16 protein-coding genes are annotated in these 16,730 nt (G+C 63.4%); 8 read left to right on the plus strand and 8 right to left on the minus strand.

All coding sequences use genetic code 11. The features are described 5' to 3' along the window. Positions 1 to 34 precede the first annotated feature (34 nt). The 3 genes from K3F49_RS28110 to K3F49_RS28120 are packed head-to-tail and all read right to left on the minus strand — an operon-like array spanning position 35 to position 2,806. Positions 35 to 628: a Smr/MutS family protein gene (locus tag K3F49_RS28110; protein ID WP_234684153.1), complete on the minus strand. Its 594-nt coding sequence runs from the start codon at positions 626 to 628 to the stop codon at positions 35 to 37. Beyond that, complete coding sequence (gene mltA, locus K3F49_RS28115) at positions 625 to 2,124, minus strand: murein transglycosylase A (protein ID WP_234684154.1); 1,500 nt, start codon at positions 2,122 to 2,124, stop codon at positions 625 to 627. Before mltA ends, K3F49_RS28110 begins: the two co-directional genes overlap by 4 nt. Further along, positions 2,102 to 2,806, minus strand: a complete 705-nt coding sequence (locus K3F49_RS28120) for a Tim44/TimA family putative adaptor protein (protein WP_234684155.1) — start codon at positions 2,804 to 2,806, stop codon at positions 2,102 to 2,104. Before K3F49_RS28120 ends, mltA begins: the two co-directional genes overlap by 23 nt. A 403-nt stretch (positions 2,807 to 3,209) precedes the next feature. Here K3F49_RS28120 and secB point away from each other — a divergent pair, with 403 nt between their 5' ends. Next, positions 3,210 to 3,695 carry a protein-export chaperone SecB gene (gene secB, locus K3F49_RS28125; RefSeq protein ID WP_234684156.1) on the plus strand — a complete coding sequence of 162 codons (486 nt, stop codon included), beginning with the start codon at positions 3,210 to 3,212 and terminating at the stop codon, positions 3,693 to 3,695. A 22-nt stretch (positions 3,696 to 3,717) separates the two neighbouring features. Here the strand turns inward: secB and dnaQ are convergent, their stop codons facing one another. Genes dnaQ through K3F49_RS28145 form a run of 4 tightly spaced genes read right to left on the minus strand, consistent with a single transcriptional unit; the run spans position 3,718 to position 6,559 of the window. Beyond that, positions 3,718 to 4,434 carry a DNA polymerase III subunit epsilon gene (gene dnaQ / locus K3F49_RS28130; RefSeq protein ID WP_234684157.1) on the minus strand — a complete coding sequence of 239 codons (717 nt, stop codon included), beginning with the start codon at positions 4,432 to 4,434 and terminating at the stop codon, positions 3,718 to 3,720. Between the two features lie 41 nt (positions 4,435 to 4,475). Further along, positions 4,476 to 5,075: a dephospho-CoA kinase gene (coaE, locus tag K3F49_RS28135; RefSeq protein ID WP_234684158.1), complete on the minus strand. Its 600-nt coding sequence runs from the start codon at positions 5,073 to 5,075 to the stop codon at positions 4,476 to 4,478. Positions 5,076 to 5,089: 14 nt separating this feature from the next. After that, entirely contained in the window at positions 5,090 to 5,698 is a 609-nt protein-coding gene (locus K3F49_RS28140; protein ID WP_234684159.1) for a Maf family nucleotide pyrophosphatase, read from the minus strand. Between the two features lie 21 nt (positions 5,699 to 5,719). Further along, positions 5,720 to 6,559, minus strand: a complete 840-nt coding sequence (locus K3F49_RS28145; RefSeq protein WP_234684160.1) for a pyruvate, water dikinase regulatory protein — start codon at positions 6,557 to 6,559, stop codon at positions 5,720 to 5,722. Between the two features lie 459 nt (positions 6,560 to 7,018). Between K3F49_RS28145 and hemJ the strand changes: the two genes are divergently transcribed. The 7 genes from hemJ to K3F49_RS28180 all read left to right on the plus strand — a co-directional run bounded on the left by hemJ (position 7,019) and on the right by K3F49_RS28180 (position 15,527). Further along, entirely contained in the window at positions 7,019 to 7,453 is a 435-nt protein-coding gene (hemJ, locus tag K3F49_RS28150) for a protoporphyrinogen oxidase HemJ (RefSeq protein ID WP_234684161.1), read from the plus strand. A gap of 245 nt (positions 7,454 to 7,698) precedes the next feature. Next, entirely contained in the window at positions 7,699 to 8,964 is a 1,266-nt protein-coding gene (rho, locus tag K3F49_RS28155; RefSeq protein ID WP_166811593.1) for a transcription termination factor Rho, read from the plus strand. 316 nt (positions 8,965 to 9,280) lie between these two features. Beyond that, a complete protein-coding gene (gene mnmE / locus K3F49_RS28160; RefSeq protein WP_234684162.1) occupies positions 9,281 to 10,585 on the plus strand; it encodes a tRNA uridine-5-carboxymethylaminomethyl(34) synthesis GTPase MnmE in 1,305 nt (434 codons plus the stop codon). A 423-nt stretch (positions 10,586 to 11,008) separates the two neighbouring features. Next, positions 11,009 to 12,904: a tRNA uridine-5-carboxymethylaminomethyl(34) synthesis enzyme MnmG gene (gene mnmG, locus K3F49_RS28165; protein ID WP_234684163.1), complete on the plus strand. Its 1,896-nt coding sequence runs from the start codon at positions 11,009 to 11,011 to the stop codon at positions 12,902 to 12,904. A gap of 102 nt (positions 12,905 to 13,006) precedes the next feature. Then, on the plus strand, positions 13,007 to 13,687 hold the full coding sequence (rsmG, locus tag K3F49_RS28170) for a 16S rRNA (guanine(527)-N(7))-methyltransferase RsmG (protein ID WP_234684164.1): 681 nt from the start codon (positions 13,007 to 13,009) through the stop codon (positions 13,685 to 13,687). A 30-nt stretch (positions 13,688 to 13,717) separates the two neighbouring features. Next, a complete protein-coding gene (locus K3F49_RS28175) occupies positions 13,718 to 14,572 on the plus strand; it encodes a ParA family protein (protein WP_234684165.1) in 855 nt (284 codons plus the stop codon). 67 nt (positions 14,573 to 14,639) lie between these two features. Next, complete coding sequence (locus tag K3F49_RS28180) at positions 14,640 to 15,527, plus strand: ParB/RepB/Spo0J family partition protein (protein ID WP_234684166.1); 888 nt, start codon at positions 14,640 to 14,642, stop codon at positions 15,525 to 15,527. A 169-nt stretch (positions 15,528 to 15,696) separates the two neighbouring features. Here K3F49_RS28180 and holA read toward each other — a convergent pair whose 3' ends face one another. Continuing rightward, positions 15,697 to 16,725 (minus strand): DNA polymerase III subunit delta, encoded by a 1,029-nt coding sequence (gene holA, locus K3F49_RS28185; RefSeq protein ID WP_234684373.1) that lies wholly within the window; start codon positions 16,723 to 16,725, stop codon positions 15,697 to 15,699. Between the last annotated feature and the right edge of the window lie 5 nt (positions 16,726 to 16,730).

The raw sequence follows: 16,730 nt of genomic DNA on the forward strand, positions 1-16,730 counted from the left end.
GACCTCTCCCGCAAGCGGGAGAGGTGTAGAGCCACTAAAATCGCGCGCGCCTGATCCGCACGTAAAGCGCGCCCTCGCCGCCATGGCCGATGCCGGCTTCCTCGAATCCGACGACGAAGCTGCGAAACTCCGGCAGGCTCAGCCATTCCGGCACCTGGCGGCGCAGCACGCCGCTTTCGCCGCCGCTTCTTCCCTTGCCGGTGATGACCAGCACAAAGGTCATGCCGTCGTGATGGGCGCGGTGCAGGAAGCCGGTCAAGGCACGGTGCGCGCGCATCTGGGTCATGCCGTGCAGATCAAGCCGCGCCTCGATCTCGCTGCGGCCGCGCGACAGTTTTGTGCGCTCGCGCTTGCCGAGCGGGGCCAGCGGCGGCATTGCCGGTTTTGAAGGGCGCGGGGCCGCCGTGGCAGCCAATGGCCGCGGCGACAGCGCGGGCTTGCCAACATGCGCTGCAGGCGCTGGCTTGGCGCGCGGTTCGGTGTGCACCTTCGTCGCGCGATGCTTTCGCAGCGGCTTGACCTGCTTTGCGACCAGCTCCCACAGCTCGCGATCTTCCTCGCTGAGCACGCGACGGCGCTGCGAGGGACGCGGCGGATCCAGCACCGGCGGACGGGACGATCGCTTCATTGCTGGTGGGGACGACTTTTGATGTGCCTGCGCGGTTCGCGGACCGGTTCTATCACAGGACGCGGCGCCGGCAGTGGCACCGGGCCGGCAATTGCGACAGTCTCGCCCTTCGCCGGGTTCTTCGGATCGGTCTGCGGAAACAGCTTTGCGATCTTCTCCGACGGCCGTGGATCCGGCACCGGCAGCCGCACGGCGCGCAGGCCGGGATCGAGGCTCTTCGGCACCAGCATCACGAAATGCATGGGGTGGCGCAGCCGGCCCGAGACGCGGCCGGCATCCGCGCCCGCGCCAAAATAGAGATCCGCGCGGGCCGGCCCGATAATGGCGGAGCCGGTATCCTGCGCGATCATGAGGCGATGGAACGGCGTCTTGGCGCGGTCGGACTCGATCGGCAGCTCGCCCTCGATGAAGAACGGCGTGCCGTAGACATGGAGCGATTTGTCCACCGCGATCGAGCGGCCCGCGGTCAGCGGGATGCCCTGCGCACCCACCGCCTCGTCCTTGTCGGACAGATTGACCTCACGGAAGAAAATGTACGAGCGGTTCTGGCGCCGCAGCTCCTTGGCGCCGTCGGGGTTTTGGGCCATCCACTCCCTGATCTTCTGCATCGACATCTCTTCCTTCGGAATGATGCCGCGCTCGATCAGGACGCGCCCGACGGCGGTGTAGGGATAGCCGTTGTAGGAATCGTAGTTGAGTCGGAGGGTGCTGCCGTCGTCGAACTTGATTCGCGCCGAGCCCTGGATCTGGGCGAACAGCAGATCGGTCGGGTCTTTCAGCCAGGCAACCTCCAGCCCGCGTCCGGCGATCTTGCCGTCTTCGATCTCGCCACGATCGTAATAGGGCACGAGCTTGCGACGGCCGATCTTGCGGTAGACCGATCCCTTGTTGGGCAGGCTGACGGAGGCCTGATTGTAGCCGCGCACGAACAGGTTAGAGGGCCGGCGATAGACCGGAACGTTGTAGACTTCGGTCTGCGTACGCGATCCCTCCAGCACCGGCTCGTAATAGCCGGTGACGAAACCGTCGGGCTCGCCGAGGCGCGAAATGCGCAGCGGCGAAAAATTGTCCTCGAAGAACGTCTTCGCCTGGGCGTCGTCGGCCTGCTCGAGCGATTTGGCGGCCCGGCACGGTTCGCCCAACGAGCCGCCCAGTGCCTTCTGGTCCGGAGCGCCGGTCTGCGCATTGATCGAGCGGCAGCTGCTGCGAAAGGTCTTGTAGGCCGCGAGATGATCGTCGTCGCTCCAGCCCTTCACGTCGGACCAGGCCAGCGGCAGATATTGCGCGCCGGGAATCTCGAACGGGAGAGGGAGCTGCGGGTAGGGAAGCGCGCGGGGGGGGATCGCAGCCAATTCGGGAAGGCGATGAGAATGGCTGCGGTAGTGGCGCCGCGCAGCCTCGGCGCCAAGCGAAAACGAAGCCAGCACGACGACACCTGCGCAAAGCGCCGTCGCGCTGTTCTTCAGGAAACTCTTAATTCGCGCTTCCGGTGCCAACCAGCTTCCAGTTCGGATCGCGAGAGGTGATATCGCGGGCGAAAGTCCAGATGTCGGTAATGTCGGCGACCGTGTCGGCGCTGCCGTCGACGATGTTGCCGGCCTTGTCACGGGTGGCCGAGATCATCTGGGAGACGAAGCGGATCGTGAGCTGGGCCACGCGATCGCGAAGTTCGGCGCCGACCAGCTCGGCCTTGTCGATCGAGACGAAGCGGGTCTCGGTCTTCTGCTCGTTCTTCTCGCGGTCCTTGATCGCGGCATCGAAGCTCTCATAGACCTCGGACGACAGGAGGTCGCGCAGCGCGCGGCGATCGCCGTTGGCGAAGGCCAGCACGATCATCTCATAGGCGCCGCGGGCGCCCGAGATGAAGTGGCGCGGATCGAAGGTGGAATCCTTGTCGACGATGGCATCGAGGCCCTGGGCGAGCGCAGTGCCCGGCTCGGTCAGGCCCTTCCAGCGGTCGGAGGGCGGGGTCGGCTCGACCGTCGGCGCCACCGGCGCCTGATCGATCACCTTGCCCGGCATGGTCACGACGTTCTTGTCGGGGGCACCACCCAGCGCATTGCGAGCCGTGCGGTCGAACGGCGGCCGCTCGTTGCCGGTTCGCTGCCCCAGCACGCTGCGCAGCCGCAGGAAAATAAAGACCGCCAGCGCCAGGAAAATGATGGTGTAGATGTCCACGTGGTATTCGCTTTCTGGTCTTCTCGAGAAGGGGCCGTCGCCGGGAAAATCGATCCGGCCAGTAGACCGTTCCACACGGGAACGGCAAGTCTACTTCACCATTTTGGGTCCGCGCGTTACGTCCAGCGGATGTAGGCACGAAATTTGGCCCGGCCAATGGCGCCATTTGGCACAGCACGGAGTGTAGCGCGTTTTATGCTTAAGGGGAAACCCGATCCTGCCCGGAAATCGCGCATCTTCAAGCGTTTAACGTGCGATTTCGGGTTCGGAGCGGGTCAAACGTCATAGTTGCGGGCGCGGCCCGGATCGACCCTCCGGAGCCGTTCGTCCTTGTGGAATGAGGCAGCCCTATGTTAGCCAACCGCCGCGAATTTCAGCCCAAATCGGGTAAGGAGACACTTCGATGACCAACGGTAACGGCACCCCTCCCGAGGCGGCCCAGGCTCCCCAGCTCAACGTGCTGGCACAGTATACCAAGGACCTCTCGTTCGAAAATCCGAACGCGCCGACCTCGCTCCAGCCGCAGAACCAGGCGCCCCAGATCAACATCCAGATCAATGTCGGCGCCAACAACCTCAGCGAATCCGAGTTCGAGGTGACGTTGTCCGTCGAGGGCAAGGCCGAGAACGCGGGAAAAGTGATGTTCTCGTTCGAGCTCGCCTATGCCGGCGTGTTCCGGATCGTCAACGTGCCGAAGGAGAACCTGCATCCGCTGGTCATGATCGAGTGCCCGCGCCTGCTGTTCCCGTTCGCCCGCGAGATCATCGCAACCGCCGTGCGCGACGGCGGGTTCCCGCCGCTGATGCTGGACCCGGTCGATTTCGTCGGTCTCTATCGCCAGAACATGGAGCGGCAAATGGCCGCCGGTGGTCAGGCAGGCCAAGCCTAACGAACGGGTCTAACGAACGGGCCTAACCGGCAGGAGGCACGGCTGGAACGGGCAAAAACTCGTTCCAGATCGCCTTGTCGCCGAGCGTCGCGATGAAAGCCCGATGGGCTTCGCGCTCGGCGTCTGACACGCGCGGCGCGAGCGGCACCGACCGTTGCCGCCGCGGCGCGTCGCCAGCGGCGTTGACGCGAATGTCCTGGGCGTCCGACGCCAGCAGCAACTGCGACTGCCGCGCCCCGACCAGATCGACATAGACTTCGGCAAGCAGTTCGGAATCGAGCAGCGCGCCGTGCTTGGTACGGTGTGAATTGTCGATCGAATAGCGCGAGCAGAGATCGTCGAGCCGGTTCGACACACCCGGATGCTTGCGCCGCGCCAAAAGCAACGTATCGACCAGCCGCTCGCGCGGGATCGCGGGACGCTTGATCCGGTCGAGCTCGGCATTGATGAAGCTGATGTCGAACGAGGCGTTGTGGATCACCAGCGGCGCATCGCCGATGAATTCCAGAAACGCGTCGACGACCTCGTGGAATAGCGGCTTGGTCGACAGGAATTCGGCCGACAGCCCGTGCACGGCGAACGCTTCCGCCGGCATGTCCCTCTCAGGATTGATATAGACGTGATACGTCTGTCCCGTCGGCATGCGGTTGAGGATCTCGACGCAGCCGATTTCGACCAGGCGATCGCCGCGGAGCGGATCGAGGCCGGTGGTTTCGGTATCGAGAACGATTTCACGCATGATTTTGAGGCGCCGTGCAAGAAGCCTTGTAAGTCGGCGAATCAGGCTCGCCGCTGCGGCATCTTAACGACCTCGGCCAGGATGTGCGTGATTTGCGCGCGCACCGGCTCGAGTCCGTGCGAGGTATCCACGACGAAATCGGCCCGCTTGCGCTTTTCGGCATCAGGCGTCTGCTTGGCGATGATGGCGTCGAGTTTGTCTTCGTCCATTGTTCCCCGCGCCAGCACACGTTCGCGCTGGACTTCCGGCGAGGTCGAGACCACGACCACGGCATCGACCCGTTTCTCACCGCCGGTTTCAAACAACAGGGGAATATCGAGGACCACGACCGGCGCCTTGGCGGCCTCCGCATCGGCAAAGAATTTTTGCCGTGAGGCCCCGAGCATGGGGTGGACGATCTGCTCGAGCTGCTTGATCGCGGCGGGATCGTGCACCACGCGCGCGGACAGTTTCGGACGATCGACCTTGCCGTTCGCGGTGGTGCCGGGGAAGGCGGCTTCGATCGCGGGCGCGGCCTCGCCTTCATAGAGCTGATGGACGGCAGCATCGGCGTCGTAGACGGGAACGCCGGCCTCCGCGAACAATTTCGCGGTGGTGGATTTGCCCATTCCGATCGAGCCGGTCAGTCCGAGAATTCGCATCAGCGCCCTATCAATTACACGGCAATTAGCTGTTCGCGCCGCAGGAACGCAAGCAGCGGCAGCAGCGGCAGGCCGAGAATGGTGAAATGGTCACCCTCGATGCGCTCGAACAGATGGATACCGAGGCCTTCAAGCTGATAGGCGCCGACGCTGGTGGTGACGGCGTCGCCGGCGGCGTCGAGATAGGCTGAAAGCTCGGCTTCGCTCATCTGCAGCATGGTCATGCGGGCGACCGAGACGTCCTCGAAGACAATCTTACCGTCATGGGCCACCGCGACGGCGGAATTCAGCTCGTGCGTGCGGCCCGCAAGATCGCGCAACTGCGCCAGCGCCTGTGTACGACCCGTGGGCTTGTTGAAGAGGCGATCGCCGAGGGCCAGCGTCTGGTCCGCGCCAATCACATGGCTTCCGGGACGATTGGCCGAGACGGCCCTGGCTTTCTCGCGCGCCAGCAGCAGGCCGATTTCGCGCGGGTTTGAAAGTTTTGATGCGGCCTGAATGCCGCGCTCGTCGATGTCAGCAGTAATGGTCTCGAATTCGAGCCCGGCATTTCCCAGCAGCATTTTGCGTGCGCTGCTCTGCGAGGCCAGGATCAGGGGAGATGTGCCGCGCCAAAGACCCATTTTCGAAAACTATGCCCAAGACTATTCAGAAGGCCGGTTGCGCTGGCGATCGCTATAGAGCTTCATGATCGCGGCCGCGGTTTCCTCGATCGAGCGCCGCGTGACGTCCAGCAGCGGCCAATCGTGCTTGGCGCTCAGCTTGCGCGCAAACGCGACTTCCTCGGTCACCGACTGCCTGTCGGTATAAGTGTCGCTGCCGGATTCGGCGCCCATCGAGAGCAGACGATTCTGACGGATCTGGATCAGGCGTTCCGGGGTTGCGTGCAGGCTCACCACCAGCGGCCGCGTTAGCGTCTCCAATTGCGACGGCACAGGAATGCCCGGCACCAGCGGCACGTTGGCAGTGCGGATGCCGCGATTGGCGAGATAGATCGACGTCGGCGTCTTCGAGGTGCGGGACACGCCGACCAGGACGACGTCGGCGTCCTCGAGCCCGTCGACGTGCTGACCGTCGTCATGGATCATCGTGTAGTTCAAGGCGTCGATGCGCTTGAAATATTCGGCATTGAGGACGTGCTGTGCGCCGACACGACCGGTCGTCGCAGCACCGAGGTAGGCTTCGAACAACTGCATCACCGGGCCGATGATCGAGAGGCTCGGCACGTTGATGTTCTTGCACTTGTCCTCGAGCCGGGAGACCAGATCCTTCTCCAGCAGCGTGAACAGCACGATGCCCGGCGCTTCCTCGATCTCGTCGAGCACGCGGTCGAGCTGCTTCTGGCTGCGCACCAGCGGATAGACATGCTCGACCGGCGTGACGTTCGCGTATTGCGCGGCAACGGCGCGCGCGACCGTGATCAGGGTCTCGCCGGTGGAATCGGAGACGAGGTGCAGATGGAAATAATTGTTCGAGGTCGGCACAAAAACTCTTTGTATGGCGGCGGTGTGGTTTGTGGATTTCTGTGGACCTTAACCCCTCGGAAAGGGTTGCGCGACACCAGGGGCGGGACAAGTGCCAATTTTCTTCACAGCACTGCCCGTCAGAACAAGTCCGGTGGCCTGTCGAAAGAGAAACGGGATTGCGCCGACAAGCCTCTTGATAGGCTGCGGATAGAAATGCGCAAGCCTTTGAGCCCGGACCATTTATCTGGTCGGACGGGAACCGTCGGGGACATGTTGATGGATGTGAACAAGCGTCTGCGAAGCGGCGGACGGCATTGTGTGAGTCCAATCCACGGTCACTCAGACTCAAACCTTAAGAATCTAAGATTCTTTATTGGAGAAGGACGCTCCAGAGAGATATGTGTGCAGGTGAGACCTTAACGAGTTCTTACTATCCCCAGACAGCCGGAAGGCTGGACGCAAAGGTGGACGCCGGACATGTTTGAAGACGTCTACCTCTGGATCAAGGCGCTGCACGTGATCGCGGTCATCTCCTGGATGGCCGGCATGCTCTATCTGCCGCGGCTGTTCGTCTATCATTGCGAGGCCGAGGTCGGCTCGAAACAGTCCGAAACCTTCAAGGTGATGGAACGTCGCCTGCTCAAGGCGATCATCAACCCCGCCATGATCGTCACCTGGCTTGCCGGGCTCTACCTCGCCTGGGCCGGCCACTGGTTCAGCTTCGGCTGGCTGCACGTAAAACTGGCACTGGTGCTGGCGATGTCTGCGGTCCACGGCTTTTTTTCCCGCTGGCTCAAGGACTTCGCCGCCGACCGGCGCCCGCACAGCCAGAAATTCTTCCGGATTATCAATGAGGTGCCGACCGTCCTGATGATCATCATTGTCATCATGGTGATCGTGAAGCCGTTCTAGGCAGGAACGTGAACGATCGCTCAGCGCTTCGGCTTGCGGAGTGGAAAGCGATTTTCTATATTAGCGATATCCCACCCAACGCAGGCGGATGTGGTTGTGTCCGAGCTTTTTGAAGGCCGGACACCGCATCAGGTTTGAAGCCCCCACCGGCGCTCTCCTTGCCAGACCTGCGGACCTTACCTTCTCGCGTCCGCATTTCAGAGCCTCCTCGCACCCCTCCCAAGGTTACCCACAGGACCACCCCAATGCGGGAAATTAAACTCCAGGACCTCAAGTCGAAGACGCCGGCCGAGCTTGTCTCGTTCGCGGAAGAAAACGGGGTCGAGAATGCCAGCACCATGCGCAAGCAGGAGCTGCTGTTTGCCATCCTCAAGCAGCTTGCACTCGCCGAAACCGACATCGTCGGCGAGGGCGTCGTCGAGGTGCTGTCCGACGGCTTCGGCTTCCTCCGCTCGCCCGACGCGAATTATCTGCCGGGCCCGGACGACATCTACGTTTCGCCCTCGCAGATTCGCCGTTTCGGCCTGCGCACCGGCGACACCATCGAAGGCCACATTCGCAGCCCGAAAGAGGGCGAGCGCTATTTTGCGCTGCTGAAGGTCAACACGCTCAATTTCGAGGACCCGGAAAAGGCCAAGCACAAGGTCAATTTCGACAACCTCACGCCGCTGTTTCCGAATCAGCGTTTCCGCATGGAAATCGACGATCCGACGCGAAAAGACCTGTCAGCACGGGTGATCGACATCGTCGCACCGATCGGCAAGGGCCAGCGCGCGCTGATCGTCGCGCCACCACGCACGGGTAAAACCGTGCTGATGCAGAACATCGCGCATTCGATCACGCATAATCATCCGGAATGCTATCTGATTGTGCTCCTGATCGACGAACGTCCGGAAGAAGTCACGGACATGCAGCGCTCGGTGAAGGGCGAGGTTGTGTCGTCGACCTTCGACGAACCGGCGGTGCGTCACGTCCAGGTCGCCGAGATGGTGATCGAGAAAGCCAAACGGCTCGTCGAGCACGGCCGCGACGTCGTCATTCTGCTCGATTCGATCACGCGTCTGGGCCGCGCCTACAACACCGTGGTGCCGTCATCCGGAAAGGTGCTGACCGGCGGTGTCGACGCCAACGCGCTGCAGCGCCCGAAACGCTTCTTCGGTGCCGCCCGCAACATCGAGGAGGGCGGCTCGCTGACCATCATCGCGACTGCGCTGGTCGATACCGGCAGCCGCATGGACGAAGTCATCTTCGAAGAGTTCAAGGGCACCGGTAACTCGGAACTGATCCTCGACCGCAAGGTCTCGGACAAGCGGACGTTCCCGGCCATCGACATCTCGCGCTCCGGCACCCGCAAGGAGGAGCTCATCACCGATCCGCAGGTGCTGAAGAAGATGTACGTGCTCCGCCGCATCCTGAACCCGATGGGGACCATGGACGCGATCGACTTCCTCCTCGACAAGCTGCGCTCGACCAAGAGCAATTCGGAGTTCTTCGACTCCATGAACACCTGAGCCAGGGTGCAGCAAGACTTTTGAGGGCGCCTTCGGGCGCCCTTTTTATTTGTGCGGCTTTGCTGCGGGGAAAGCGCAGCATGGAGATGGCCTCGCGTCGGAGCCGGATTTCCGGTAACTCGTTGGTATATCTATCTGATACTTGACATAGGCCGAGCCGGTTCAGGCCGATGGGAACGATTTCTGCAGCAAAAGGCTGCCGAGTTATATTGCAGTGCAATATAACTATTACTGCGGATTGGAACGCAGCAATGCCAGGTTACAACCGCCTCCGAGAGGCCGTTTGCCTTTTCCCCGCCAGCCGGACAAATAGGCCATGCATCCGCGAGACCAGACCATCTTTGCGTTGTCGTCCGGCCGTCCGCCGAGCGCGATCGCATTGGTGCGCGTCTCGGGCCCGCAAGCCGGCCTGGTGCTGAGGACACTCGCGGGCAAGCTGCCGGCGCCGCGGCAGGCCGGTCGCCGGCTACTTCGGGATGGCGCGGGCCAGCCGATCGACGATGCGGTCGTGCTCTGGTTTCCCGGGCCGGGGACTGCGACCGGCGAGGACGTCGCCGAATTCCATGTCCATGGCGGCCGCGCCGTGCTCGCCGCGCTCCTCGCCGCAATTTCTGTAATTCCGAATACGCGCGCCGCCGATCCCGGAGAGTTCACGCGGCGCGCATTCGAGAACGGCAAGCTCGACCTCACCGAGGCGGAGGGCCTCGACGATCTCATCCACGCCGACACCGATCGCCAGCACCGCCAGGCACTGCGCCAGTTGCAAGGCCTGCTCGGCAATCGTGCGCGCGACTGGCGCGAGCGCATCATCGAAGCGTCGGCGCTGATCGAGGCGGGCATCGATTTTTCCGACGAGGGTGACGTGCCCGCGGAATTGATGGCGCCGGCCGTGAAGGCGATCAAAGCGCTGCACGACGAAATCGCAAAAGTCCTTGCGGCACAGGGACATTCTGAACGTCTGCGTGATGGCCTGGTGGTTGCGATCGCGGGCGAGCCGAATGTCGGCAAGTCGACGCTGATGAATCAGCTCGCGCGCCGCGAGGTCGCGATCGTCTCGCCGCACGCCGGCACTACGCGTGACGTGATCGAGGTGCAGCTCGATCTCGATGGCTATCCCGTCACCGTGATCGACACCGCCGGCATCCGCGAGACCGATGACCCCGTGGAGCAGGAAGGCGTGCGCCGGGCGAGGGCACGGGCCGATGACGCCGACCTCGTGCTGTGGCTGGTGGAGGGCGAGCGCGCCGTCGATCCGTCCGGCGGACAGGTCTGGATCGTGCGGAACAAGATCGATCTCGGGGGAGCAGGGTCATCCGGGGAGTTCGGCATCTCCGCGAGCCGCGGTGATGGCATTCCCGAACTGGTCGAGGCCCTTGTCAGATTCGCGGCCAACTTTTTCGGAGCCACCGAGGGCGCCCTGGTGACCCGGGCCCGTCAGCGAGAACTGTTGGGTCGCGCGTCAGACAGCTTGCGCCGGAGTCTCGACCTTGTAGAAGAGGGCGAGGAACTCGCCGCCGAGGAGCTACGCGCCGCCGCTTATGCTCTGGGCCGGCTGCTCGGTCGGGTGGACGTCGAGGACGTCCTTGGGGCCATCTTCCAGAAATTCTGTATCGGAAAGTAGCGCTAGTTCTTCAATGTAGAACTAGTACTTGTTCCATAGCTTGTGTTTCACGTGAAACGACGCGGGAGAGTTCCGTTCCGTTTCACATGAGCAGGGTCCCTGAGCCCAACCCCGTCATTGCGAGGAGCCCTTGCGACGAAGCAATCCAGACTGCCTCCGAGGAGGGATTCTGGATTGCTTTGCTCCGCTCGCAATGACGGAGTGTGTGGTCGGATTCTTTGGCCCTCGCCCGACATCTTTCCCTCGCCGCAATGTCTGTCTTGTTTCACGTGAAACAGCGACCGGTCCAACCCACTTTCTACTGTGCATGGGGTTGTTTTGGAGGAACCGTACCCGGCCGTTACCACCTCTGTTTCACGTGAAACAGCGACCTCACCGAGTTTCCACTTCCGGCTTTCCTGCCGCTGAGCTAAAAGTCGGCTCATGCGAACAGAGCAAGAGAGTTTCGACGTCATCGTGATCGGCGGCGGCCACGCCGGCTGTGAAGCCGCGGCTGCTTCTGCTCGGATGGGCGCCGCGACTGCTCTGGTGACACACGGTTTCTCGACCGTCGGCGCGATGTCCTGCAACCCCGCCATCGGTGGTCTCGGCAAGGGGCATTTGGTCCGTGAGGTCGATGCTCTCGATGGTCTGATGGGCCGTGTCGGTGACGCCGGCGGCATCCAGTTTCGCGTTCTCAATCGTCGGAAGGGCCCGGCGGTCCGCGGTCCGCGGGCCCAGGCCGACCGCAAGCTCTACGCGGCCGCGATGCAAGCCGCGATCCGGGAGACCAAAGGTCTTTCCGTCATCGAAGGTGAGGCCGACGAGCTGATCGTGGTCGACGGTCGGGTCACCGGGCTACGCTTGGCGGACGGTCGGGCGCTCCGGGCAGGGGCTGTCGTCGTCACCACCGGCACTTTTCTTCGCGGTCTGATCCATCTCGGCGAGAAGAACTGGCCTGCCGGCCGCGTCGGCGAGGCCCCGGCGATGGGTCTCTCAGCCTCCTTTGAGCGCGCCGGCTTCACCCTTGGTCGGTTGAAGACCGGGACTCCACCACGTCTGGACGGTTCGACAATCGACTGGTCCGCCGTCGAAATGCAGCCCGGAGACGAGCCGCCGGAGCCGTTCTCGGTCATGACCAAAGAGATCACGACCCCGCAGATCCAGTGCGGGATCACCCGGACCACGGCCGCCACCCACGAGGTGATCCGGGCCAATGTCCACCGTTCCCCGATGTACTCCGGCCAGATCAAGAGCTCCGGACCGCGCTATTGCCCGTCGATCGAGGACAAGATTGTCCGCTTTGGTGATCGTGACGGCCATCAGATCTTCCTGGAGCCGGAAGGGCTCGACGACACCACGGTCTATCCCAACGGCATCTCGACCTCGCTCCCGGAAGAGGTCCAGCTCACGATTCTCGCCAGCATTCCTGGTCTCGAGCGGGTGAAGATGGTCCGACCGGGCTATGCCATCGAATACGACCACATCGATCCACGGGAGCTTGATCCGACCCTCCAGACCAAGCGTCTGCGTGGTCTCTTCCTGGCCGGGCAGATCAACGGCACGACAGGATACGAAGAGGCGGCCGGACAAGGCATCGTGGCCGGCCTGAACGCGGCACTCTCCGCCAGCGGGACCGCGCCGACGGTGTTCGACCGTGCAGACGGCTATCTCGGGGTCATGATCGACGACCTCGTCACCCGTGGGATCCGCGAGCCCTATCGGATGTTCACCTCGCGGGCCGAATACCGGCTGACCTTGCGGGCGGACAATGCTGATCAGCGCCTGACCGAGAAGGGGATCGCGCTGGGGTGCGTCGGCAGTGCGCGGACCCAGTTTCACCGGGCCAAGATGGACGCCCTGAATGCGGCTCGAACACTCTCGAAGTCGCTGAGCATCACCCCGAACGAGGCGATCAAGCACGGGCTGTCCCTGAACCGGGATGGTCAGCGCCGCTCGGCGTTCGAGTTGATGGCCTATCCGGACATCGGCTGGAGCCAGGTCCGCGCAATCTGGCCGGAGCTGTCCAGCATCGATCCCGTCATCGCCACCCACCTTGAGATCGACGCCAAGTACGATGTCTATTTGGAGCGCCAGAGCGCCGACGTCGAAGCCTTCCGGCGCGACGAGGGGATGGTGCTGTCGGAGGTCGATTACCAGCAGGTCCCCGGTCTCTCCAACGAGGTCCGGGCCAAGCTGGAGAAGGCGCGGCCGTTCACGGTCGGCCAGGCCGGCCGGATCGACGGCATGACGCCAGCGGCGCTCGGCATCCTCGCGGCCTATCTCCGTCGCGAGGCGCGAAAAACTTCCAAGGCAATCGCTTCCAAGGCAATCGCATAGGCGTTTCACGTGAAACAGCGCGGACCGGGCGGGGACAAACCGCTATCCCGACGATCCGGAGCAGGTGAGGGCGCCGATCGCCGATCCGAACCGGCGCCGACCATGCCGAAGATCGACAAGGCCAGCGCCAACGATCGGGCGCTCGACTCCATCGTCGCCGCCGACAAGCGGGAGGCACTAAAGCTTGCTCCCGTTTCACACGAAACGGAGGCGCGGCTCGATCGCTACATCGCGCTGCTGCGGGAGTGGCAGGCCAAGACCAATCTGGTCGCGCCCTCGACCTTGCCAAACCTCTGGACCCGGCACATCGCCGACTCGCTTCAGCTGGTCGATCTCGCACCGGGCGCAAAGCGCTGGGCCGACCTCGGCAGCGGTGGCGGCTTTCCCGGCGTCGTGCTGGCTTGCGCCATGGCCGGGTCGCCGGCTGCCAGCGTCCATCTCGTCGAGCGAATCGCCAAGAAGGCCGCCTTTTTGCGCGAAGCCATCCGGGTCACCACATCTCCGGGAGTCGTACATCTCGCTGAGATCGGGGATAATGTGGATAGAATCACCGGCCCCGTTGATTGCGTCACCGCCCGCGCGCTGGCTCCGCTACATCAACTTATCGGCTTTGCGGAGCCGCTGATGCGCCAAGGCGCAAAGGCGCTATTTCTCAAGGGTCAAGATGTAGAGGCTGAATTGACCGAAGCCGCTAAATATTGGAACATTCAGCCGCAGCTCCACCAAAGCCGGACGGGCGATGGTTGGATCGTCGAGCTGACTTCAGTTGAACGGCGCGGGTGATCGTTCAGGGGTTGAGTTGGGGGAATTTCGATGACCGTGATTGACGAGCCGCAGCAAGAACAGACTGATCAAGTCCCGCACGGTCACCCGCGCATCCTGGCGCTGGCGAATCAGAAGGGCGGCGTGGGAAAAACAACCACGGCGATTAATCTTGGAACGGCACTCGCAGCGATTGGCGAGCGCGTCCTGATCGTCGACCTCGATCCGCAGGGCAACGCCTCGACCGGCCTCGGCATCGATCGCCGCAACCGCTCCTGCTCGACCTATGACGTGCTGATCGGCGAATCGAGCTTGCGCGAAGCGGTGGTCTCGACCGCAGTGCCGCGGCTGCACATCGCGCCCTCGACCATGGATCTCTCCGGGCTCGAGCTTGAGCTCGGCACCACGCCCGGCCGCGCTTTCAAGCTGCGCGATGCGATCGGTGCGCTCAACAACAACGTCTCGCCGGACGCCGACTACACCTATGTGCTGATCGATTGCCCGCCCTCGCTCAACCTGCTCACGGTCAACGCGATGGCCGCGTCGGATGCGATCCTGGTGCCGCTGCAGTGCGAGTTCTTCGCGCTCGAAGGTCTGTCGCAATTGCTGCAGACGGTGGAGCAGGTGCGCTCGACGCTCAATCCGAATCTGTCGATCCACGGCATCGTGCTGACCATGTTCGACTCGCGCAACAACCTCTCGAACCAGGTCGTCGCCGACGTTCGCCAGTTCATGGGCGAGAAGGTCTACAAGACCATGATCCCGCGCAACGTGCGCATCTCGGAAGCGCCGTCCTACGGCAAGCCGGTGCTGGTCTATGATCTCAAATGCGTCGGCAGCGAAGCGTACTTGCGGCTCGCCACCGAAGTGATCCAGCGCGAGCGCGAGTTGCGCGTGGCGCATTAGCGCCCATCCCACAAGTTACGATAATTCAGTTCTGGAGTGCTGCACCGTGAATCCAAGGGAGCTGGCGATGGCCGATGAAGCGCGTTCGCGACTGGGCCGGGGTCTTGCGAGTCTGATCGGTGACGTCGGCGGCGAGGCTCAGCACGTCGATCGCCCGCGCGCGCAGCGCAAGGTGCCGATCGAATTCATCAAGGCCAATCCGCGCAACCCGCGCCGCACCTTTTCGGACACCGAGCTCAAGGAGCTCTCCGAGTCCATCAGGCAGCACGGCGTGATCCAGCCGATCGTTGTGCGCCCCGTGAAGGGCGCCCAGGATCGCTTCGAGATCATCGCCGGCGAGCGACGCTGGCGCGCCTCGCAAATGGCCGGCCTGCATGAAGTGCCGATCGTGCCGGTCGACATCAGCGACAGCGATGCGCTGGAATTCGCGATCGTCGAGAACGTGCAGCGCGAAGACCTCAATCCGATGGAAGAGGCGCAGGGCTACCATGCGCTCGCCAACGAGTTCAAACGCAGCCAGGACGACATCGCAAAAGTCGTCGGCAAGAGCCGCAGCCATGTCGCCAACATGATGCGACTGACAAAATTGCCGGCCGAGGTGCAGGCCTTCATCGCGAGCGGCGCGCTGACCGCCGGTCACGCCCGTGCGCTGATCGGCGTGCCCGATCCGCTCGCGGCCGCCAAGCGCATCGTCGCGGAGGGCCTCAACGTTCGCCAGGCCGAGGCGCTCGCGCATGAAGAGGGCGTGCCGGAGCGCAAGCCGCAAAAGGCGCGCGCCACCGGGGGCAAGGAAAAGGATCCCGATACGATCGATCTGGAGAAGCGCGTCAGCGACGCGCTTGGTCTCAAGGTCACCGTCAATCACCGCGATCCCGGCGGCTCGGTCCAGATCAACTACCGCAACCTCGACCAGCTCGACGAGGTGATGAAGCGGCTCGCGAAGGGCGCGCTATAGCGCGCCTTCGGTGTTGGCAGGCGGGCGGGCTCTATCCGCCTCGTCATTGCGAGCGAAGCGAAGCAATCCAGAATTTTTCAACGGAGAGACTCTGGATTGCTTCGTCGCTTTCGCTCCTCGCAATGACGAGAGAGTCAGGCTCGCAAATGAGGGGGATGGAGCGGCGGCCCTAGCCCCGCCGCTTCGCATTTGCCGCGATCGCCATCAGCGTGCGTTGGGCGATGGCGGCGGCCAGGGTCGATTGCTTGCGGGTGTCGAGTGCGGCGGTCGCAAGCTGCTCGATGATGCCGGCGAGTTTTGCCACGCTGAAATTGCGCAGTGCGGTTTCGACCGCAGGCTTTCGTGAAAAATGCAGCCGCGGATATCCGCCGTCGAGCACGGCGGAAGCAGGCTGGCCGTCGGCGATCGCGAGCGCGGATTTGTGCAGCCACGCGGCCTGGCGCTGTGCCGCCGAGATGATCACACCGGGATAGGTGCCGGCGATCATGGCCTTTGCGAATTCGGTCTCGACGATATCGGGGCGGCCGGCGAAGGCGCCGTCGACGATCGGATCGAGCTTCAGCTCGGACGCGTCGGCGACGACGGACATCACGTCATCCAGCGTGATCTCACCTTTGCCGTGGGCGTAGAGCGTAAGCTTGCGCAGCTCGTTGCGCGAGGCCTGGCGGTCGCCGCCGAGGAACGACATCAGCGCGGCGCGGGCATCCTGGGCGATGCGCAAATTGGCGATGCGGAGCTCATCCTCCATCAGCTTTGCGAGGTCGCGCTCGGTGTCGGGATAGCAGCCGATCGCCACGGCCGTCTTCGCCTTCTCGCAGGCCTTGCGCAGCGGCGACTCCGGGCGCAGCTCGCCGGCCTCGATGACGACGCGGCAATCCTTCACGCCCATCTCGGCCAGCGTGTCGACGCCGCTGGCAAAGCTGCGCGAGCCGGCGCGGATGCGAATGGCGCGGCGACCGCCGAACAGCGGCACGGTCATGGCCTCGTCGACCAGGCGCGACGGCTCGGCGGAGAGCTCGTCGCCGTCGAGTTTCACCAGCGAGAAGGGATCGTTGGGATCATCGACGGCGGACGCAATCAGCGCGTCGGCGCGCTCGCGGACGAGGCCGGCATCGGGACCGTAGAGCAGGATGATCGGACGGCCCGCGTCGGGACGGGCGAGGAAGGCATCGATCTCTTTTCCGCGCAGCGCGACCATCGGGC

The organism is Bradyrhizobium monzae (genome assembly GCF_021458635.1).
Classification (GTDB): Bacteria; Pseudomonadota; Alphaproteobacteria; order Rhizobiales; family Xanthobacteraceae; genus Bradyrhizobium.

Coding starts and splice junctions, on each gene's coding strand:
- K3F49_RS28110 (WP_234684153.1), bottom strand. CDS start 628: ATGAAGCGATCGTCCCGTCCGCCGGTGCTGGATCCGCCGCGTCCCTCG.
- secB (WP_234684156.1), top strand. CDS start 3,210: ATGACCAACGGTAACGGCACCCCTCCCGAGGCGGCCCAGGCTCCCCAG.
- dnaQ (WP_234684157.1), bottom strand. CDS start 4,434: ATGCGTGAAATCGTTCTCGATACCGAAACCACCGGCCTCGATCCGCTC.
- coaE (WP_234684158.1), bottom strand. CDS start 5,075: ATGCGAATTCTCGGACTGACCGGCTCGATCGGAATGGGCAAATCCACC.
- K3F49_RS28140 (WP_234684159.1), bottom strand. CDS start 5,698: ATGGGTCTTTGGCGCGGCACATCTCCCCTGATCCTGGCCTCGCAGAGC.
- hemJ (WP_234684161.1), top strand. CDS start 7,019: ATGTTTGAAGACGTCTACCTCTGGATCAAGGCGCTGCACGTGATCGCG.
- rho (WP_166811593.1), top strand. CDS start 7,699: ATGCGGGAAATTAAACTCCAGGACCTCAAGTCGAAGACGCCGGCCGAG.
- mnmE (WP_234684162.1), top strand. CDS start 9,281: ATGCATCCGCGAGACCAGACCATCTTTGCGTTGTCGTCCGGCCGTCCG.
- mnmG (WP_234684163.1), top strand. CDS start 11,009: ATGCGAACAGAGCAAGAGAGTTTCGACGTCATCGTGATCGGCGGCGGC.
- rsmG (WP_234684164.1), top strand. CDS start 13,007: ATGCCGAAGATCGACAAGGCCAGCGCCAACGATCGGGCGCTCGACTCC.
- K3F49_RS28175 (WP_234684165.1), top strand. CDS start 13,718: ATGACCGTGATTGACGAGCCGCAGCAAGAACAGACTGATCAAGTCCCG.
- K3F49_RS28180 (WP_234684166.1), top strand. CDS start 14,640: ATGGCCGATGAAGCGCGTTCGCGACTGGGCCGGGGTCTTGCGAGTCTG.
- holA (WP_234684373.1), bottom strand. CDS start 16,725: ATGGTCGCGCTGCGCGGAAAAGAGATCGATGCCTTCCTCGCCCGTCCC.